The organism is Azospirillum sp. ST 5-10 (assembly GCF_051225715.1).
Classification (GTDB): domain Bacteria; phylum Pseudomonadota; class Alphaproteobacteria; order Azospirillales; family Azospirillaceae; genus Azospirillum.
In genome coordinates this window covers 1-15,888 of the sequence record NZ_JBPJSP010000039.1, presented here as the reverse complement: position 1 = coordinate 15,888, position 15,888 = coordinate 1, and the positions used below count along the sequence as shown (strand labels likewise).

Genomic DNA, 15,888 nt, shown 5'->3' with positions numbered 1-15,888 from the left:
CTACACGCTTGATTGATCACTCGAACTCTTCTCCGAAGTTGCGGCGCCGGCTTCCCCGCGTCAAGAAACCGAAGGGGTTAGATGGTAAATTGTTTCTTAACTCGGGCTTTTGCGCCAAAAGCAACCCGGAATAGCAGGACCCGTCGCAGCGCATTGACGGCGCCGGCCGCTCCGGCATAGTGCGGCGATGGATCTCCGCCATCTCCGCCACTTCGTCGCCGTCGCCGAGGAGTTGCACTTCAGCCGCGCCGCGGCGCGGCTCGGCATCGGCCAGCCGCCGCTCAGCCAGTCGATCCAGTCGCTGGAGGGGGACCTCGGCGTGCGCCTGTTCGAGCGCACGCGGCGACGGGTCGAGCTGACCGAGGCCGGGCAGACGCTCCTGAAGGAGGCGCGCGCCATCCTCGCCCACGCCGAGCGGGCGGTGACGCTGACCCGCCGTGCCGCCCGCGGCGAGGTCGGGGAGCTGCGGGTCGGCTTCACCGCCGCCGCCCCCTTCCAGCCGGTGGTGCCGCGGCTGATCGACGCCTACCGCCGGGCCAGCCCGGACGTCCATCTGACCTTGGTGGAGATGCCGTCGAAACCGCAGCTGGCGGCGCTGACCGAGAACCGCCTCGACGTCGGCTTCATCCGCGAGCCGCTGACGCCGCCCGGTGACGCCGTGCGCTTCCGGCCGATCCTGCGCGAGCCGCTGCTGGCCGTGCTGCGCGCCGACCATCCGCTGGCGGCCCGCGAGCCGGTGCCGCTGGCCGCCCTGGCGGACGAGCCCTTCGTCTTCTACCCCGCCGAGTACGGCACGGCGACCCACGAGCGGGTGATGGCGCTGTGCGCCGGCGCCGGCTTCCGCCCGACGATCGCCCAGGAGGCGCGCGAGGCCTTCACCATCATCGGTCTGATCGCCGCCGGCCTCGGGGTGTCGATCCTGCCGGCCAACCTGCGCCAGGTGGCGGTGGCCGACGTGGTCTACCGCCGCCTCGACGCGGCCGACGCCCACACCACCCTGATGCTGGCCCACCGCCGCGGCGACCGCTCGCCGCTGGTGCGCGCCTTCACCGATCTGGTGGGGCGGACGGTCGCCGCCTGAAGGCGCGGGCGCGCGCCGTGTGGACGCTGGCGCCGGCTTCGGCTATCCCTGGCGGCCGGAGGTCGCCATGGATGTCGGCGTTGAGGATTTCGACGTGGGGGCGCGCCTGAAGCAGGTGCGCGAGGCCCATGGGCTGTCGCAGCGCGGGCTGGCGCAGCGGGCCGGCGTCACCAACGGCACGATCTCGCTGATCGAGCAGAACCGCTGCAGCCCGTCGGTGTCGTCGCTGCGCAAGGTCCTGCAGGGCATCCCGATGACCCTGGCCGAGTTCTTCGCCGGCGACGCCCTGCCGCCGCGCGGGCAGATCTTTTTCGCGAGCGACGACCTGGTGGAGCTGGCCGGACCGCTCAAGGGGGCGGTCGGACCGATCTCCTTCCGCCAGGTCGGCGACCTGCGCGGGCGCACCCTGCAGATCCTGCACGAGCGCTACGCCCCCGGCGCCGACACCGGCCGCACCATGCTGCAGCACGATTCCGAGGAGGGCGGCGTGGTGCTGCGCGGGCGGATCGAGCTGACGGTGGGCGACCGCAAGGCGGTCCTCGGCCCCGGCGACGCCTATCTCTTCGACAGCCGCGTCCCCCACCGCTTCCGCAACCTCGGCGACGAGGAATGCGAGATCGTCAGCGCCTGCACGCCGCCCTACCTGTGACGGCCGGCCTCGGGCGCGGTCACGCCCCCTGCTTCTTGTGGTCCTCCTCCTCCAGCTCGCGGCGTGTGGCGCGCTTCAGGTGCTCGATGCGGTCGTTGGCCTCGTCGCGGCCGTAGGGACCTTCGACGTCCATGCCGAAGGCGACGTAGCAGCCGTCGGGCCGGTCGATGCGGGTGCCGACCGGCAGGTAGCCGTCGCCGGGATCGTCGTTGCTCGCCACGGCGCCGCCGCGGATCTCGATCAGGTGCGACATGGGTCACCTCCAAGCGCTTCGGGTCGCCGCCCCCGGTGCGTCGCCGTCCGGACGCACCGTTCGGGCCTGTCGCGGGACAACCGGCCGCCGACCCCTTGGTTCCGGGCACGCCGGCCCTTGCGCGGCGGCGACGCCGGGCTATGGTGGGCGCTCCCGCCCGACGACGCATTCCGGATCCGCCCCATGCCGCCCTCGTCCGCCAGTCCCGTCGCCTTCAGCCACCGGGAGATCCTGGAGGTGTTCAGCGGCGTGGCGCTCGCCATGCTGATGGCGGCCATGGACCAGACCATCGTCGCCACCGCCCTGCCGACCATGGCCGCCGATCTCGGCAGCCTGGACGTGCTGCCCTGGGTGGTCACCGCCTACATGCTGGCCTCGACGGCGACGACGCCGGTCTACGGCAAGCTGTCCGACCTCTACGGCCGCAAGCGGCTGCTGCAGATCGCCATCGTCCTGTTCCTGGCCGGCTCGCTGCTGTGCGCCATGGCCCAGGACATGGTGCAGCTCATCCTCTTCCGCGGCCTCCAGGGGCTGGGCGGCGGCGGGCTGATGGCGCTGGCCTTCACCATCATCGGCGACGTGGTGGCGCCGCGCGAGCGCGGCCGCTACCAGGGGCTGATCGGCGGCGTCTTCGCGCTGGCCAGCGTCGTCGGCCCGCTGCTCGGCGGCCTGTTCACCGAGTACCTGTCCTGGCACTGGATCTTCCTCATCAACCTTCCGGTCGGGGCGGCCGCCCTGGTGATGACCAACCGGGCGCTGGGGCGCCTGCCCACCGGCATCGCCCGGCCGCGGGTCGACGTGGTCGGGGCGGTGCTGCTCATGGGGGCCGTCACCAGCCTGCTGCTGGTGGTGTCGCGCGGCGGCACGCTGGCCTGGACGTCGCCGCTCGTCCTCGGGCTGGCGGCGGGCGGGCTGGCGCTGCTCGCCCTCTTCCTGTGGCACGAGCGGCGGGTCGAGGAGCCGATCCTGCCGCTGCGCCTGTTCCGCATCCCCGTCTTCGCCGTCGCCAATCCGGTGGTCGCGGTGTCGGCCATGGTGCTGTTCGCCGGCATCGTCTTCCTGCCGCTGCACCTCCAGCTGGTGCGCGGCACCGGCGCCACCCAGTCGGGGCTGCTGCTGCTGCCGCTGGTGCTCGGCATGACCTTCGGCGCGGTCGGCGGCGGCCGGCTGATCGCCCGCAGCGGCCGCTACAAGATCTTCCCCCTGGCCGGGCTGACCCTGGCCGCGGCGATGTACCTGGTGCTCGGCCTCCACGCCGGGGCGGCGGCGGACCCGCTGCTGTCGGTGCTGGTCCTGGTGCCGCTGGGCATCGGCCTGGGGCTGGTGATGCCGGTGATGACGGTGGCGGTGCAGAACGCCGTCGACCGCGCCGACCTGGGGGCCGCCACCTCGTCGGTCGGCTTCTTCCGCTCGCTCGGCGGGTCGGTCGGGGTGGCGGTGTTCGGCGCCGTCCTCAGCGCCGTGGTGACCGCCCGCCTGGGCGCGTCCGGCGTCGCCGGCCTCGATCCGCGGGCGGTGATGGACGGCGGCGCCGCGGCGCTCGACCGGCTGGCGCCGGCGGCGCGGGCGGCGGCGCTGCGGGCCTTCGAAGCCGGCTTCGAGACCCTGTTCCTGGTCGCCGCCGGCCTCGCCGTGGTGTCCCTGGTGCTGACCCTGTTCCTGGAGGAGCTGCCGCTGCGCTCCGCCAAGCCCGAGGGCGACGCCGCGTGACCTACCGCCCGGCGCGCAGGCCGCCGGAGCGGTCGCCGCGGCGCGACAGCCGCTCCGGCTCGCCGATGCCGAGGGCGAGGAAGCGGTGCAGGTCCTCGTCCGACCACGCCTTGGCCCGCGCGCTGTGCTGGATGTCGTAGCCGAGGCGAGAGACGCCGAGGCCGATCATCACCCGCCGGCTCAGCGGGCCGCGCATGACGAGGCCGCTGCGCTCGTCGACGACGCGGTGGTCGTCGCCCACCCGGAAGCGCAGGTTGACGAGACTGAGACCGACGTGGCGGCGCTTCAGGTCGTCGCCGTCCCACTGGTGGAAGGTCTCGGGATAGACGCGCACCGTCACCTCCGAACCGCCGCCGCGCAGATCGTCGGCGATGTCGCGGGAGCGGCGGATCGACACGTTCTCGTCCAGCTCGCCCAGCAGCAGCAGCACCGGCGCCCCGGTGGTCTCCGGCCGGTCGAAGCGGGCCACCGACCAGCCGTAGTAGGAGGCGTGGGCGGCGAAGGACGGTCCGTCCGCGCCGGCGAACAGGTCGCGGATCTGCCGGTAGGCGCACAGCACGGCGATCATGCCGCCGCAGGAGAAGCCGACGACGCCGATGCGCCGCGGGTTCACCCGGGGATGCTCGGCCAGATGCGCCAGGGCGGCGTGGGCGTCGGCCAGCAGCATCGCCTCCGTCACCCGGACGGCGCGCCGGTGGTGGCCGGCGTCGCCGAAGCCGCGCGGCCCGTAGCTGTCGACGACGAACGCCACGTACCCCCAGCGCGCGAGCTGCTCGCCGTAGGCGATCCCGCGGCACTCCTTCGGGCCCCCCACCCCCTCCAGGACGACCACCGCCGGCAGGCTGCGCGCCTCGCCCGGCCCGGCCGGCTCGAACAGCAGTCCCGCCCCCTCGGTCCGCCGCCGCCGCCGCACGCGCGGGTCCGCGGCATCGCGCAGGACATAGGGGTTGAAGGTGGGGAACGTGACCCGGCGCATTGGCGGCTCCTCCGTCTTGGCCGGGAATCCAACCGAGGGGCGGCGGCCCGGGTTCCGCCGGCGGCGAACGGTTCGAATGCGTCGGAACCGTGACGGTCGCCGCTCGTTGTCGTCCGCAGCGGTATCCTCATCACCAAGGGACGGCCCACGCCCCATGCCTTCGCTCGGCACGACGTGGGGGCTCGGACGGTTGGCGGCCCGCGTCGTACCGATGGCGTTGCGCCGGGGGCCACCCCGGCGGGCGACGACGGCGGAACGGCTGCAGGCGATCCCGACCCGCAACCTGCCGGTTCGCGCCCCCGTCATCATCCACTGGAACGACCAGCATGTCCCCTTCATCGAGGCCGCCCACGACGACGACCTCGCCGTGGCGCTCGGCGTCGTCCACGCCCACCTCCGCCTGGCGCAGATCGAGCTGATGCGCCGCGCCGCCCAGGGGCGGCTGGCCGAGCTGCTGGGGCCGGTGGCGGTCGACCTCGACCGCACCCTGCGCACGCTGGGCCTGACCAGTGCGGTGCGCGCCATCGTCGCCACCATGCCCGAGCGGACCTTCGCCTGGCTGACCGGCTTCGCCCGCGGCATCAACACGGTCATCGCCCAGGCGCGCGAGCTGCCCGAGGAACTCGCCCTGCTCGGCCACCGGCCCGAGCCGTGGACGGTGGAGGATCTGGTGGCGCTCGGCCGGCTGGCCGGCACCGACTTCACCTGGCGGGTGTGGATCCCCCTGCTGCGCCTGCGTGCCCGCAGCGACTGGCCCGCCCTGTGGGAGCGCATGATGCGCGGCAACGCCATGCCGGTGCCGAGCTTCGCCGGCGGCGGCGGCGGAACCGACGCCCTGCTGGCCCTCCTGGCGGCGTGCGGCCGCCATGGCAGCAACTCCTGCGCCGTCGCCGCCGAACGCAGCGCGAGCGGCCACGCGCTGATCGCCAGCGACCCCCATCTCGGCATCATGCTGCCCAACACCTGGCTGCTCGCCGGCCTGTCGGGGCCGGGGCTCAACGCGGTGGGGCTGATGATCCCCGGCGTGCCGGCCGTGGCGCTCGGCCGCAACCGCCGCATCGCCTGGGGCGGCACCAGCCTGCACGCCCAGTCCAGCGAGCTGTTCGACGTCACCGACCTGCCGCCGTCGGAGATCACCGAGCGGCAGGAGACGATCGGCGTGCGCTGGGGCCGGCCGGTCACCATGACCGTGCGCGACACCGCCTACGGCCCCATCCTCACCGACGCCCCGCTGCTGCCGGCGGCGGGCGGCCGGCGGCTGGCGCTCCACTGGGTCGGCCACCGGCCGAGCGACGAGGTCACGGCCCTGCTCGGCGTCAACCGCGCCACCGGCTGGGAGGACTTCCGCAGCGCCCTGGACGGCTTCGCCATCCCGGCGCAGAACATGGTGTACGCCGACGTCGACGGCCGGGTCGGCCAGTGCATGGCGGCGCACCTCCCCTGGCGGCCGCCGCAATCGCCCGCCGACCTGTTCATGCCGCGTGAGGCGCGCCGCCATTGGGAGCGCTTCGCCACCGCCGACACCCTCCCCGCCATCGTCGACCCGCCGCGCGGCTTCGTCGCCTCGGCCAACAACCGGCCGGAGCGGGCGGGCGAGGTTCCCGTCGGCTACTTCTTCTCGCCGGACGACCGGGTGCGCCGCCTGCGCGAGCTGCTGGGGCGCGACGCTCCGGTCGGCATCGACGACCTCAAGGCGGCGCAGCGCGACGTGCTCGTCCCCTCGGCGCCGGAGCTGCGCGACCGGCTGCTCGACACCGCCCGTGCGGCCGGCCTGGACACGTCGGCCGGCCGCGGCGCCTTCTGCCGCACGCTCGCGGCGTGGGACGGCCGCTACGACGCCGAGTCCGCGGGCGCCCTCGGCTTCGAGCTGCTGCTCTACCATTTCGCCCGCGCGCTGCACGGGCCGGCCGGCCTCGACGTCTACACCGCGGGCTGGGAGCCCTGGGCGTTCCTGCGCGACGACCTCGAGCGCACGCCGCCGGAGCGGCTGGCGGCGGCGCTCGGCCCCGCCCTGGACCGGGCGGCCGGGGAGATGCGGCGCCACGGCACCTGGGGGGCGGTGCACCGGCTGCGGCTCGCCCACGCGCTGGGCGCGGTGCCGGTGATCGGCCCGCGCTACCGCTTCGCCGACGTGCCGGCGGCCGGCGGCAACGAGACGGTGATGAAGACCGCGCACGGCTTCGCCGGCGACGTCCATCGCGTCAAGCTCGGCGCCAACGCCCGCCACATCTCCGACCTCGGCGATCCCGACGCCAACTGGTTCGTCCTGCTGGGCGGCCAGGACGGCTGGCTGGGCAGCACCACCTTCCTCGACCAGTTCGCGCTGTGGCAGCGTGGCGCCTACCTGCAGATCCCGCTGCGCGCCGAAACCGCCCGGACCCTGTTCCCCCACAAGACGGTTCTCACCCCCTGAGCCGGACGGGAGCCCGGCCCCGCCACGGAGGAGCCACGGCCGCCCCATGTTCGACGCCACGCCGCTGCTGCGCCTCTACGCCCGCACCCGCCTGCGCCGCCTCGCCGCGCAGCGGCCGGCGGCGGTGCAGGAGGAACAGCTGCTGCGCCTGGTGCGGCGCGCCGAGGCGACCCGCTTCGGCCGCGACCACGGCTTCGCCGCCGTCCGCTCGGTGCGCGATTTCCAGGAGCGGGTGCCGTTGCGCCGCTACGAGGATTTCTGGCGGGACTACTGGCAGGCGGTCTTCCCGCTGCTGAGCGACGTCACCTGGCCCGGCACCATCCCCTACCTCGCCGCCACGTCCGGGACGACCACCGGCGTCACCAAACACGTGCCGGTGTCGCGCGCCATGGTGCGGGCCAACATCCGCGCCGCCTTCGATCTGCTGGTCTTCCATCTGGCGAACTGCCCGCACAGCCGGGTGTTCGGCGGGAGCAACGTCATGCTGGGCGGCTCCACCGCCCTGGTCGAGCTGGCTCCCGGCGTGTGCAGCGGCGACCTGTCCGGCATCGCCGCGCGCGAGGTGCCGGCCTGGGCGCGCCGCCTCACCTTCCCGCCGCCGGAGCTGGCGCTGCTGTCGGACTGGGAGGAGAAGGTCGACCGCATCGGCCGGGCCTCGCTGGAGCGCGACGTCCGCACGCTGGGCGGCACGACGAGCTGGCTGCTGCTGTTCCTCGACCGCCTGGCCGAGCTGTTCCCCGACCGGCCGCGTTCCCTCGCCGCCTTCTATCCCGACCTGGAGCTGCTGGTGCACGGCGGCGTCAGCTTCGAGCCCTACGCGGCGCGCGTCGCCCGCTGGCTGGCGGGCAGCCGGGCGGAGCCGCGCGAGGTCTATCCCGCCAGCGAGGGGTTCCTCGCCATCGCCGACCGCGGCAGCGGCGAGGGGCTGCGCCTGCTGCTCGACAACGGCCTGTTCTTCGAGTTCGTGCCGCTGGAGGAGCTGGGAGCCGCCGTGCCCCGGCGGTTCTGGGTGCACACCGTCGAGCCGGGGGTGAACTACGCCGTGGTGCTGAGCTCGTGCGCCGGCGCCTGGGCCTACGTGCTGGGCGACACGGTGCGCTTCGTCGAGCGCGACCCGCCGCGGGTGCTGATCACCGGGCGCACCGCCTACACCCTGTCCGCCTTCGGCGAGCACCTCATCGGCGAGGAGATCGAGCGGGCGGTGAGCGACGCGGCGGCGACGATCGGCGCCGCCGTCGCCGACTACTCCGTCGGCCCCGTCTTCCCCGACTCGCCCGGGCAGCCGGGCGGCCACGTCTTCGTGGTGGAGTTCGCCGACACGCTCCCGGAGCCGGCGCGCCTCGCCGCCTTCGCCGCGGCGCTCGACCGGCGCCTGGGCGAGCTCAACGCGGACTACGAGGCGCACCGCGCCGGCGGCTTCGGCATGGCGCCGCCGCGGGTCGAGGCGGCGCCCCCCGGGACCTTCGCCGCCTGGATGCGCGGCCGCGGCAAGCTGGGCGGCCAGAACAAGGTGCCGCGCATCATCACCGACCAGGCGCTTCTGCGGTCCCTGCGCCGGGCCGGCGAAGGCGCACGAGGAGGTGGCCGTTCCTGAACCATTTGTAATCCGCCGGCAAGGCGGTCGTCAGCGGCCGCTCCCTAGATTGGCTCCATCGATAGCCCGTCATGGAGACCTCACGATGTCCAACGTCACCCCTGTCCGCGGAGCGCCGAAGCGCCGGCTGCGGCACACCGTCGCCGCGGTGATGCTCGGCACGACGGTCCTCACCGGCACCGCCTTGCTGTCGACGCCTCCGGCCGCCAACGCCGCGTCCGAGGCGCCGGTCGCCGTCGCCGGCCCCGAACTGCCGCGCAGCTTCTCGCCGCTGGTGCAGCGCGTCCAGCCGGCGGTCGTGACCATCACCGCCCGCCACTCGGCGGCCCGGACGGCCGAGCGCGGCCCGATGCCGCCCCTGCCGTTCCCGCCGGGTTCGCCCTTCGAGGAGTTCTTCCGCCGTTTCGGCGCACCGTCCCCCTTCGGCGACGACGACGGCCAGCCGGGCCCGCAGGGCCGCGAAGGCACGGCGCTGGGTTCCGGCTTCGTCATCGACGCGGGCGGGCACGTCGTCACCAACAACCACGTGGTCGACGATGCCGACAGCATATCGGTCACCCTCGACGACGGCACCGAGCTGCCGGCCAAGCTGGTCGGCCGCGACCCCAAGACCGACCTGGCCCTGCTCAAGGTGGAGAGCGACAAGCCCCTGCCCTACCTGGAGTTCGGCGACAGCGACCAGGCCAAGGTGGGCGACTGGGTGGTCGCCGTCGGCAACCCGTTCGGCCTCGGCGGCACGGTGACCACCGGCATCGTCTCGGCCCGCGGCCGCAACATCGACGCCGGCCCCTACGACGACTTCATCCAGACCGACGCCGCCATCAACCGCGGCAACTCCGGCGGGCCGATGTTCGACCTGGACGGCCGCGTCATCGGCATCAACACCGCCATCTACTCGCCCAACGGCGGCTCGGTCGGCATCGGCTTCGCGATTCCCTCCAACCTCGCCAAGACCGTCGTCGCCCAGCTCAAGGAGAACGGCCGGGTGGAGCGCGGCTGGCTGGGCGTGCGCATCCAGGAGGTGACGCCGGAGATCGGCACGGCGCTCGGCCTCGACGGCGGGCACGGCGCCCTGGTGGCCGACGTCACCCTCGGCAGCCCGGCGGCGGCGGCCGGCCTGGAGCAGGGGGACGTGATCCTGCGCTACGGCGACACCGCGGTGGACGACGTCCGCGACCTGACGCGTGCGGTGGCGGAGACCCGCCCGGACAAGTCGGTGAGTGTCAAGGTGGTGCGGCAGGGCAACGAGAAGAGCCTGGACGTGCGCATCGGCGCCATGCCGGACGACGACCAGGTGGCCTCGGCCGACGGCCCGTCCGCGACGGCGAGCGGCGATGTGGTGAAGGGGCTGAAGCTCGCCCGCCTCGACGACCGCACCCGCGCCAGCCTCGGCCTCGACGAGAACGTCGAGGGCGTCGTGGTCGCCGGCGTGTCGGCCGAGGCCGGCCGGCTGCCGGTGCAGCCGGGCGACGTCATCGTCAAGGTCGCCGGCAAGCGCGTGTCCTCACCCGCGGAGGTGGCCAAGCGCGTCGCCGGAGCCGAGAAGGAGGGGAGCAACGCCGTCCTCCTGCTCATCAACCGGCACGGCGCCGAGAGCTTCGTTGCGCTGAAGCTGAAACGGGCCTGAGCGCCGGTGGCTGGCGCCCTTCAGGGCGCCAGCCACCGCGCGACGATGGCGTCGATGGTGCCGTCCGCCTGCAATTCCGCGAGCGCCTTGGCGAACCGCTCGGCCTTCTCCTTGCGGGCCTTGGGAAAGGCGATGTAGCGCGGCACCTCGCTGAGCGGCTTGGGAAGGAAGCGGATCTTGGCCGAGACCTTCTCCTCGCGGGCAACGGAGGCCAGGGTGTGGAGATCGCCGATGACGACGTCCAGGCGCCCGGCCGCCAGTTTGCGGATGTTCAGGGTGTTGTTGGCGACGGGCTCCTTCTCGAGGAAGTCGGCGCCGTCGAACTCCGGCGTGTAGGCGAAGCCCTGGACGGTGCCAATCCTCTTTCCCCCGAGATCGGCCAGAGTGTCGTAGGCGATGCCGGAGTCGGCGCGGACGGCGAAGACGGTCAGGCCGGCGCGGTGGGGGCCGACCATGTTGTAGGCCTCGAAGCGCTCCGGCTTGCCGACGAACTGGAAGGCGAGGTCCGTCTGGTTCTGGTCGACGTCGTGGACAACGCGGCTCCAGGGTGCCGGACGGTGGTCCGGGGTGACGCCGATGCGCCCGAGGACGGCCTCGACGATCTCGGTGTCGAGGCCGGTGCGCCTGCCGTCCGCCGTGTAGTTGTAGGGTGGGAAATTTTCCTCCGACGCGACGGTCCAGGTCTCGCCGGCGCCCGCACCGGCGGCCATGCCGGTCAGCAGCGCTCCCACGGCCACCGCGAGCCGCACCAGGCCAGCAAGGGTCACGACCATCTCCCGGGGACATCCATCCGTGGCTCCGGCATAGCCGTCCCAGGTTGCAGGGGTTTGTCAGTTTTGCGGCGCCTCGATGATGGCGGCGGCGGGAGCCGGCCGGCGGCTTGGCGCCCCGCGGAGGGAGGACTACAATGCCCGACATGAAGGTTCTCGTGATCGAAGACGACGCCGAGGCCGCGGCCTACCTGGCCAAGGGGCTGAAGGAGTCCGGCCACGTCGTCGACGTGGCCAACGACGGCAAGGACGGCCTGTTCCTGGCCGGGTCGGAGCACTACGACGTGCTGATCGTCGACCGCATGCTGCCCGGCCGCGACGGTCTGGCGCTGGTGGAGATCCTGCGCGCCACGGGCAACCACACGCCGGTGCTGTTCCTGTCGGCGCTGGGCAGCGTCGACGACCGGGTGAAGGGGCTGCGGGCCGGCGGCGACGACTATCTCACCAAGCCCTACGCCTTCGCCGAGCTGCTGGCGCGCATCGAGGTGCTGGCGCGCCGGCGCGGCGCCGGCCAGCCGCAGACCCGGCTCAGCGTCGGCGATCTGGAGATGGACCTGCTGGCACGCACCGTCCATCGCGCCGGCCGCGAGATCGACCTGCTGCCGCGGGAATTCGCGCTGCTGGAGTACCTGATGCGCAACGCCGGCAGCGTCGTCACCCGGACGATGATGCTGGAGAACGTCTGGAACTATCATTTCGACCCGCAGACCAACGTCATCGACGTGCACATCGCCCGCCTGCGCCAGAAGATCGACAAGGACTTCCCGACGCCGCTCATCCACACCGTGCGCGGCGCCGGCTATTCCCTGCGCGCCGCGCCGGCGTCCTAGGCCCGGCGCCGTGCCCAAGCTGCTGCGCACCACCACCTTCCGCCTGGCGCTGCTCTACCTCGGCCTGTTCGCCGCCTCGGTGATGGTGATCCTGTGGGTGGTGTGGCGCACCACCGCCGGGTTCCTGGAGGCGCAGGTCACCGATTCCATCGCCGGCGACATCGAGCTGCTGCGCGAGGAGTACCGGTTCGGCGGGCTGGGGCGCCTGATCGACACCGTGCGCGACCGCAGCGACGATCCGCACACCAACGCCATGTATCTCGTGCTGTCGCCGCACGGCGCCCCACTGGCCGGCAACCTGTCGGGCTGGCCGCAGGCGGTGCCCGACGGCGACGGCTGGATGCACTTCCAGGTGGCCCCCACCGGCGGCCCGCGCGGCGAGCCGGCGACGGCGCGCGCCCAGGGCTTCGCCCTGCCCGGCGGGCTGAAGCTGCTGGTCGGCCGCGACATGAGCGAGCTCGACTCCCTGCGCGGCCGCATCGCCGCCTCGCTGGGCTGGGTGCTGGCGGTGACGGCGGCCCTGGGCGTCGCCGGCGGCCTGCTGCTGAGCCGCGGCGCGCTGACGCGCATCGAGGCCATCAACCGGACGACGCGGCGCATCATGGCGGGCGATCTGGCGGAGCGGGTGGCGCGCAGCGGTTCGGGCGACGAGATCGACCAGCTCGCCGGCAACCTCAACGCCATGCTCGACCAGATCGTCCGGCTGATGGACGGGCTGCGCCACGTCAGCGAGAGCGTCGCCCACGACCTGCGCACCCCGCTCACCCGCATGCGCTCGCGCATCGAGCTGGTGCTGCTGCACGACACCGACGACGCCGAGGTCTACCGCGGCGCCCTGCAGGAGACCATCGCCGAAGCCGACGGCCTGCTCGCCACCTTCCGGGCGCTGCTGTCCATCGCCGAGGCCGAGGGCGGGCGGCGCGGCACCGAGTTCGAGACCGTCGATCTGGCGGAACTCGCCCGCAGCGCCGCCGACCTCTACGAACCCGTGGCCGAGGAGAAGGGGCTGGCCTTCACGGTGACGCTGCCCGACGGGCCGGTGCCGGTGCGCGGCAACCCGCACCTGCTGTCGCAGGCGGTCGCCAATCTCCTGGACAACGCGGTCAAGTACACCGGCGCCGGCGGGCGGGTCGACCTGCGGGTGGAAGGAGCCGCCGACCACCAGGCCGGCCGTGTCGTCGTCGCCGACAGCGGGCCGGGCATCCCCGCGGAACAGCGCGAACGCGTCGTGCAGCGCTTCGTCCGCCTCGACACCGCGCGCGCCACGCCCGGCAACGGGCTGGGGCTGAGCCTGGTCGACGCGGTCGCCCGCCTGCACGAGGCCCGCCTGGAGTTCGCCGACAACGCGCCGGGTCTGACGGTGGCGCTGGTGCTGCCGCCCGGCGCGGCGGCCGGGGACGCCGGTCCCGGCCCGTCATCGTAGGAACTCCCGCCGGCCCCGCCGGTTTGCCAGGGCAGCGAACCGGCACGACCGCGATCCTGAGCAGGTTTGCCCAGGCCGGGCCATCTGTGGACCGATCTGGGCAAACCTGCTTGGCGTGCGCCGAGGCAAAAAGAGGGCCCGCCGGAGGGCGGGCCCAGTGATGACATCAGCGAGAATGACTCCTTGGCGTCATCCTGGAATATGGGGACCGCCGCGGCGGCGAGAACCCGGCAAGGGGTATTAACGCCAACGCCATAGGCGCCATCGCCGGGCGGGCGCCACCGGAAAATGCGGCGGAGCGCCCCGAGGTGCGTGGCCGTCCGCCCGCCCCGGCCGTTTTCCGGAGACCCCTCCCGCGCGGGCCGGGGACGGGGAGCACACGGCGCATGGACCATTCGATGGGAACGACCGGAGGACGACCGCAGCGCCGGAACGGGATCGGGTCCGACGGCGGCAGCCCCGGTCTGCGGCCGTTCGTGTGGCGCGTGCTGATCGTGGTCGGCGTGGTCGCCCTCACCTTCCTGGCCTGGCGGGCGGCGGACGCCCTGCTGCTGGTGTTCGCCGGGGTGCTCCTGGCCATCCTCTTCCTGCGCCTGGCCGGCTTCGTGCGGTGTTGGACCGGTCTGGGGCACGGCTGGGCGCTCGGCCTCGTGCTGACGGCGCTGGCGGCGGCCGTGATCGGCGGCGGCTGGCTGCTGGGCTCCGCCCTGGCCGGGCAGTTCGGCCAGCTGGGCAGCCAGATCGACAGCGCCCTGCAGGCACTGCCCGAGGACGTGCGCGCCCGGATCACCGAGAACGCCGCCAGCGCGTCCTGGAGCTCCTATCTCCGGGCGGCGGCGTCCAACGTCGTCTATTTCCTCAGCTACCTCGTGATCGTTCTTTTCGTCGGAATCTACACGGCGGCGTCGCCGCACCTGTACCGGCACGGCCTCATCCTGCTGGTGCCGCCGTCCGGCCAGCGCCGCGCCAACGAGGTGCTCGACGTCACCGGCTCGGCGCTCTGGAAATGGCTGCTCGGGCAGCTCGTCTCCATGGCCGTGGTCGGCATCCTGACCACCGCCGGGCTCCTCATGCTGGGGGTACCGGCCGCCGTGGCGCTCGGGCTGGTCGCGATGGCGCTCGAGTTCATCCCCATGGTCGGCCCGTTCCTCGCCGCCGCCCCGGCGGTGCTGGTCGCCTTCGCGCAATCGCCGTCCCTGGCGATCTGGACCGCCGTCGTCTACGTCCTCATCCAGCAGATCGAGGGCAACGTCATCCTGCCCGTCGCCCAGAAGCGCGTGGTCCATCTGCCGCCGGTGATCACCGTCGCCGCGATCACCGCCGGCGGACTGCTGTTCGGGCTGCTCGGCATGTTCCTGGCGACGCCGCTGGCCGTCGTGGCGCTCGTCGTCGTCAACATGCTGTACGTCGAGGACAGGCTGGGGGAAGGGCGGCATTTCCCGACGTGAAGCCGCCGGTGCACCGGCGGAGCCCACCGTCTATAACCGGCGCCGGCATGGAACCGACGTGGGAGCGGGGGGCGGATGGCCGGGAATTTGCTGATCTATGCGGCGGCGGCGGCGGCGGAGATCGCCGGCTGCTTCGCCTTCTGGGCCTGGCTGCGACTGGGGAAATCGGCCCTGTGGGCCGGCCCGGGGCTGCTCAGCCTGGTCGCCTTCGCCTGCCTGCTCGCCCGCGTCGACTCGGCGTTTGCCGGGCGGGCCTACGCGGCCTATGGCGGCGTCTACATCGCGGCGTCCCTGGTCTGGCTGTGGGCCGCCGAGGGAACGCGCCCGGACCGCTGGGACGTGGCGGGCGCCGGGCTCTGTCTTCTCGGCGCCGTCGTGATCCTCGCGGGACCACGCGGCGCCTGAAGACCGGTGGACGAGGCCGGTGTCAGCGCCGGGGCAGGCGCGGCAGCTCCATGGCCCGGCGGGCCAGCTCGTCACGGTGCAGACCGCGCTCGGCGAGGTCGCTGGGGCTCTTGCGGGCCAGCTCGCGGTAGGCGACGTAAGCGGCCGAGGTCTCGGCCCAGGCAGTCACGAATTCCTGGATCGCGTGCAGGATGCGGGAAGAGGCGCGCTCGGTGCCGTGATGGGAAAAGGTGGCGAAGCTCATAACGTCCTCCTGTCTTCTCGATGAAGGGAAGATACTCTGGGATGCCACATCCCACCACCCTCATTTCTGCATTGCAGTAGCGCAAAAACCTAGGAAATCCGCCATTTGTTGCCCTTATTTATTGCGCCGCAAATGATTTGGGCGTCCGAATGTTTGGTTCGTCTTTATGACGGTCCGTGGGTCCACCAATGCTGCGGGGGCAAGGGGCGGTGGAAGCCGGCGGAGGTGAAGCAAGCGTCGCCTCTTCCCGTTCGCCACCGGTCTGCGGCCCGCCCGTCGCTGCCGTGCCCCGGCCTCCTGCGGAGGCGAAGCGGGGGAGCGTTCCCACCCCGACGGCGCGCGAACGCGACGACGCCCGCACCGGGAGGTGCGGGCGTCGTCCGGGATCGAAGAGGGTGATTTGCGCTGTGTGCGTCCTGGTGACCTGGCGGCGACCTACTCTCCCACGTCTTGAGACGCAGTACC

The 15,888-nt window shown here is 73.0% G+C and carries 14 protein-coding genes; 10 read left to right on the top strand and 4 right to left on the bottom strand.

Annotation, left to right across the window (positions count from 1 at the left end; translation table 11 throughout):
• The first annotated feature begins 187 nt into the window (after window positions 1-187).
• Together ACSBPG_RS28425 and ACSBPG_RS28420 are read left to right on the top strand one after the other, a co-directional pair.
• Window positions 188-1,081, top strand: a complete 894-nt coding sequence (locus ACSBPG_RS28425) for a LysR substrate-binding domain-containing protein (protein ID WP_435540618.1) — start codon at window positions 188-190, stop codon at window positions 1,079-1,081.
• Between the two features lie 67 nt (window positions 1,082-1,148).
• The gene (locus tag ACSBPG_RS28420) at window positions 1,149-1,730 is read left to right on the top strand and encodes a cupin domain-containing protein (RefSeq protein WP_435540617.1); all 582 of its coding nucleotides are present in this window, start codon (window positions 1,149-1,151) and stop codon (window positions 1,728-1,730) included.
• Window positions 1,731-1,749: 19 nt separating this feature from the next.
• Here ACSBPG_RS28420 and ACSBPG_RS28415 read toward each other — a convergent pair whose 3' ends face one another.
• Window positions 1,750-1,983, bottom strand: a complete 234-nt coding sequence (locus ACSBPG_RS28415) for a hypothetical protein (protein ID WP_435540616.1) — start codon at window positions 1,981-1,983, stop codon at window positions 1,750-1,752.
• On the opposite strand from ACSBPG_RS28415, the gene ACSBPG_RS28410 reads away from it, so the two are divergent.
• On the top strand, window positions 1,975-3,693 hold the full coding sequence (locus tag ACSBPG_RS28410; RefSeq protein WP_435540615.1) for an MDR family MFS transporter: 1,719 nt from the start codon (window positions 1,975-1,977) through the stop codon (window positions 3,691-3,693). The genes ACSBPG_RS28415 and ACSBPG_RS28410 overlap by 9 nt on opposite strands.
• A 1-nt stretch (window position 3,694) precedes the next feature.
• Here ACSBPG_RS28410 and ACSBPG_RS28405 read toward each other — a convergent pair whose 3' ends face one another.
• Window positions 3,695-4,669 carry a dienelactone hydrolase family protein gene (locus ACSBPG_RS28405; protein WP_435540614.1) on the bottom strand — a complete coding sequence of 325 codons (975 nt, stop codon included), beginning with the start codon at window positions 4,667-4,669 and terminating at the stop codon, window positions 3,695-3,697.
• A gap of 154 nt (window positions 4,670-4,823) precedes the next feature.
• On the opposite strand from ACSBPG_RS28405, the gene ACSBPG_RS28400 reads away from it, so the two are divergent.
• The 3 genes from ACSBPG_RS28400 (at window position 4,824) to ACSBPG_RS28390 (ending at window position 10,303) form a co-directional block, all read left to right on the top strand.
• A complete protein-coding gene (locus ACSBPG_RS28400) occupies window positions 4,824-7,082 on the top strand; it encodes a penicillin acylase family protein (protein WP_435540613.1) in 2,259 nt (752 codons plus the stop codon).
• Window positions 7,083-7,128: 46 nt separating this feature from the next.
• Window positions 7,129-8,676, top strand: coding sequence for a GH3 family domain-containing protein (locus ACSBPG_RS28395; RefSeq protein WP_435540612.1), 1,548 nt, complete (start codon window positions 7,129-7,131; stop codon window positions 8,674-8,676).
• Window positions 8,677-8,761: 85 nt separating this feature from the next.
• A complete protein-coding gene (locus ACSBPG_RS28390; protein WP_435540611.1) occupies window positions 8,762-10,303 on the top strand; it encodes a DegQ family serine endoprotease in 1,542 nt (513 codons plus the stop codon).
• A gap of 20 nt (window positions 10,304-10,323) precedes the next feature.
• Here ACSBPG_RS28390 and ACSBPG_RS28385 read toward each other — a convergent pair whose 3' ends face one another.
• Window positions 10,324-11,076, bottom strand: a complete 753-nt coding sequence (locus tag ACSBPG_RS28385; protein WP_435540610.1) for a substrate-binding periplasmic protein — start codon at window positions 11,074-11,076, stop codon at window positions 10,324-10,326.
• Between the two features lie 143 nt (window positions 11,077-11,219).
• Between ACSBPG_RS28385 and ACSBPG_RS28380 the strand changes: the two genes are divergently transcribed.
• The 4 genes from ACSBPG_RS28380 to ACSBPG_RS28365 all read left to right on the top strand — a co-directional run bounded on the left by ACSBPG_RS28380 (window position 11,220) and on the right by ACSBPG_RS28365 (window position 15,179).
• The gene (locus tag ACSBPG_RS28380; protein ID WP_435540650.1) at window positions 11,220-11,903 is read left to right on the top strand and encodes a winged helix-turn-helix domain-containing protein; all 684 of its coding nucleotides are present in this window, start codon (window positions 11,220-11,222) and stop codon (window positions 11,901-11,903) included.
• Between the two features lie 10 nt (window positions 11,904-11,913).
• Window positions 11,914-13,326, top strand: a complete 1,413-nt coding sequence (locus tag ACSBPG_RS28375; RefSeq protein WP_435540609.1) for a sensor histidine kinase — start codon at window positions 11,914-11,916, stop codon at window positions 13,324-13,326.
• 386 nt (window positions 13,327-13,712) lie between these two features.
• Window positions 13,713-14,774, top strand: coding sequence for an AI-2E family transporter (locus tag ACSBPG_RS28370; RefSeq protein WP_435540608.1), 1,062 nt, complete (start codon window positions 13,713-13,715; stop codon window positions 14,772-14,774).
• A 75-nt stretch (window positions 14,775-14,849) separates the two neighbouring features.
• Window positions 14,850-15,179, top strand: coding sequence for a YnfA family protein (locus ACSBPG_RS28365; protein ID WP_435540607.1), 330 nt, complete (start codon window positions 14,850-14,852; stop codon window positions 15,177-15,179).
• Between the two features lie 22 nt (window positions 15,180-15,201).
• On the opposite strand, the gene ACSBPG_RS28360 is transcribed toward ACSBPG_RS28365, so the two are convergent.
• Window positions 15,202-15,423, bottom strand: a complete 222-nt coding sequence (locus ACSBPG_RS28360) for a hypothetical protein (RefSeq protein WP_435540606.1) — start codon at window positions 15,421-15,423, stop codon at window positions 15,202-15,204.
• Between the last annotated feature and the right edge of the window lie 465 nt (window positions 15,424-15,888).

What these genes read in the sequence shown, in the direction of transcription:
- ACSBPG_RS28425 (WP_435540618.1), top strand. Translation starts at nt 188, where the DNA reads ATGGATCTCCGCCATCTCCGCCACTTCGTCGCCGTCGCCGAGGAGTTG.
- ACSBPG_RS28420 (WP_435540617.1), top strand. Translation starts at nt 1,149, where the DNA reads ATGGATGTCGGCGTTGAGGATTTCGACGTGGGGGCGCGCCTGAAGCAG.
- ACSBPG_RS28415 (WP_435540616.1), bottom strand. Translation starts at nt 1,983, where the DNA reads ATGTCGCACCTGATCGAGATCCGCGGCGGCGCCGTGGCGAGCAACGAC.
- ACSBPG_RS28405 (WP_435540614.1), bottom strand. Translation starts at nt 4,669, where the DNA reads ATGCGCCGGGTCACGTTCCCCACCTTCAACCCCTATGTCCTGCGCGAT.
- ACSBPG_RS28400 (WP_435540613.1), top strand. Translation starts at nt 4,824, where the DNA reads ATGCCTTCGCTCGGCACGACGTGGGGGCTCGGACGGTTGGCGGCCCGC.
- ACSBPG_RS28395 (WP_435540612.1), top strand. Translation starts at nt 7,129, where the DNA reads ATGTTCGACGCCACGCCGCTGCTGCGCCTCTACGCCCGCACCCGCCTG.
- ACSBPG_RS28390 (WP_435540611.1), top strand. Translation starts at nt 8,762, where the DNA reads ATGTCCAACGTCACCCCTGTCCGCGGAGCGCCGAAGCGCCGGCTGCGG.
- ACSBPG_RS28385 (WP_435540610.1), bottom strand. Translation starts at nt 11,076, where the DNA reads ATGGTCGTGACCCTTGCTGGCCTGGTGCGGCTCGCGGTGGCCGTGGGA.
- ACSBPG_RS28380 (WP_435540650.1), top strand. Translation starts at nt 11,220, where the DNA reads ATGAAGGTTCTCGTGATCGAAGACGACGCCGAGGCCGCGGCCTACCTG.
- ACSBPG_RS28370 (WP_435540608.1), top strand. Translation starts at nt 13,713, where the DNA reads ATGGACCATTCGATGGGAACGACCGGAGGACGACCGCAGCGCCGGAAC.
- ACSBPG_RS28365 (WP_435540607.1), top strand. Translation starts at nt 14,850, where the DNA reads ATGGCCGGGAATTTGCTGATCTATGCGGCGGCGGCGGCGGCGGAGATC.
- ACSBPG_RS28360 (WP_435540606.1), bottom strand. Translation starts at nt 15,423, where the DNA reads ATGAGCTTCGCCACCTTTTCCCATCACGGCACCGAGCGCGCCTCTTCC.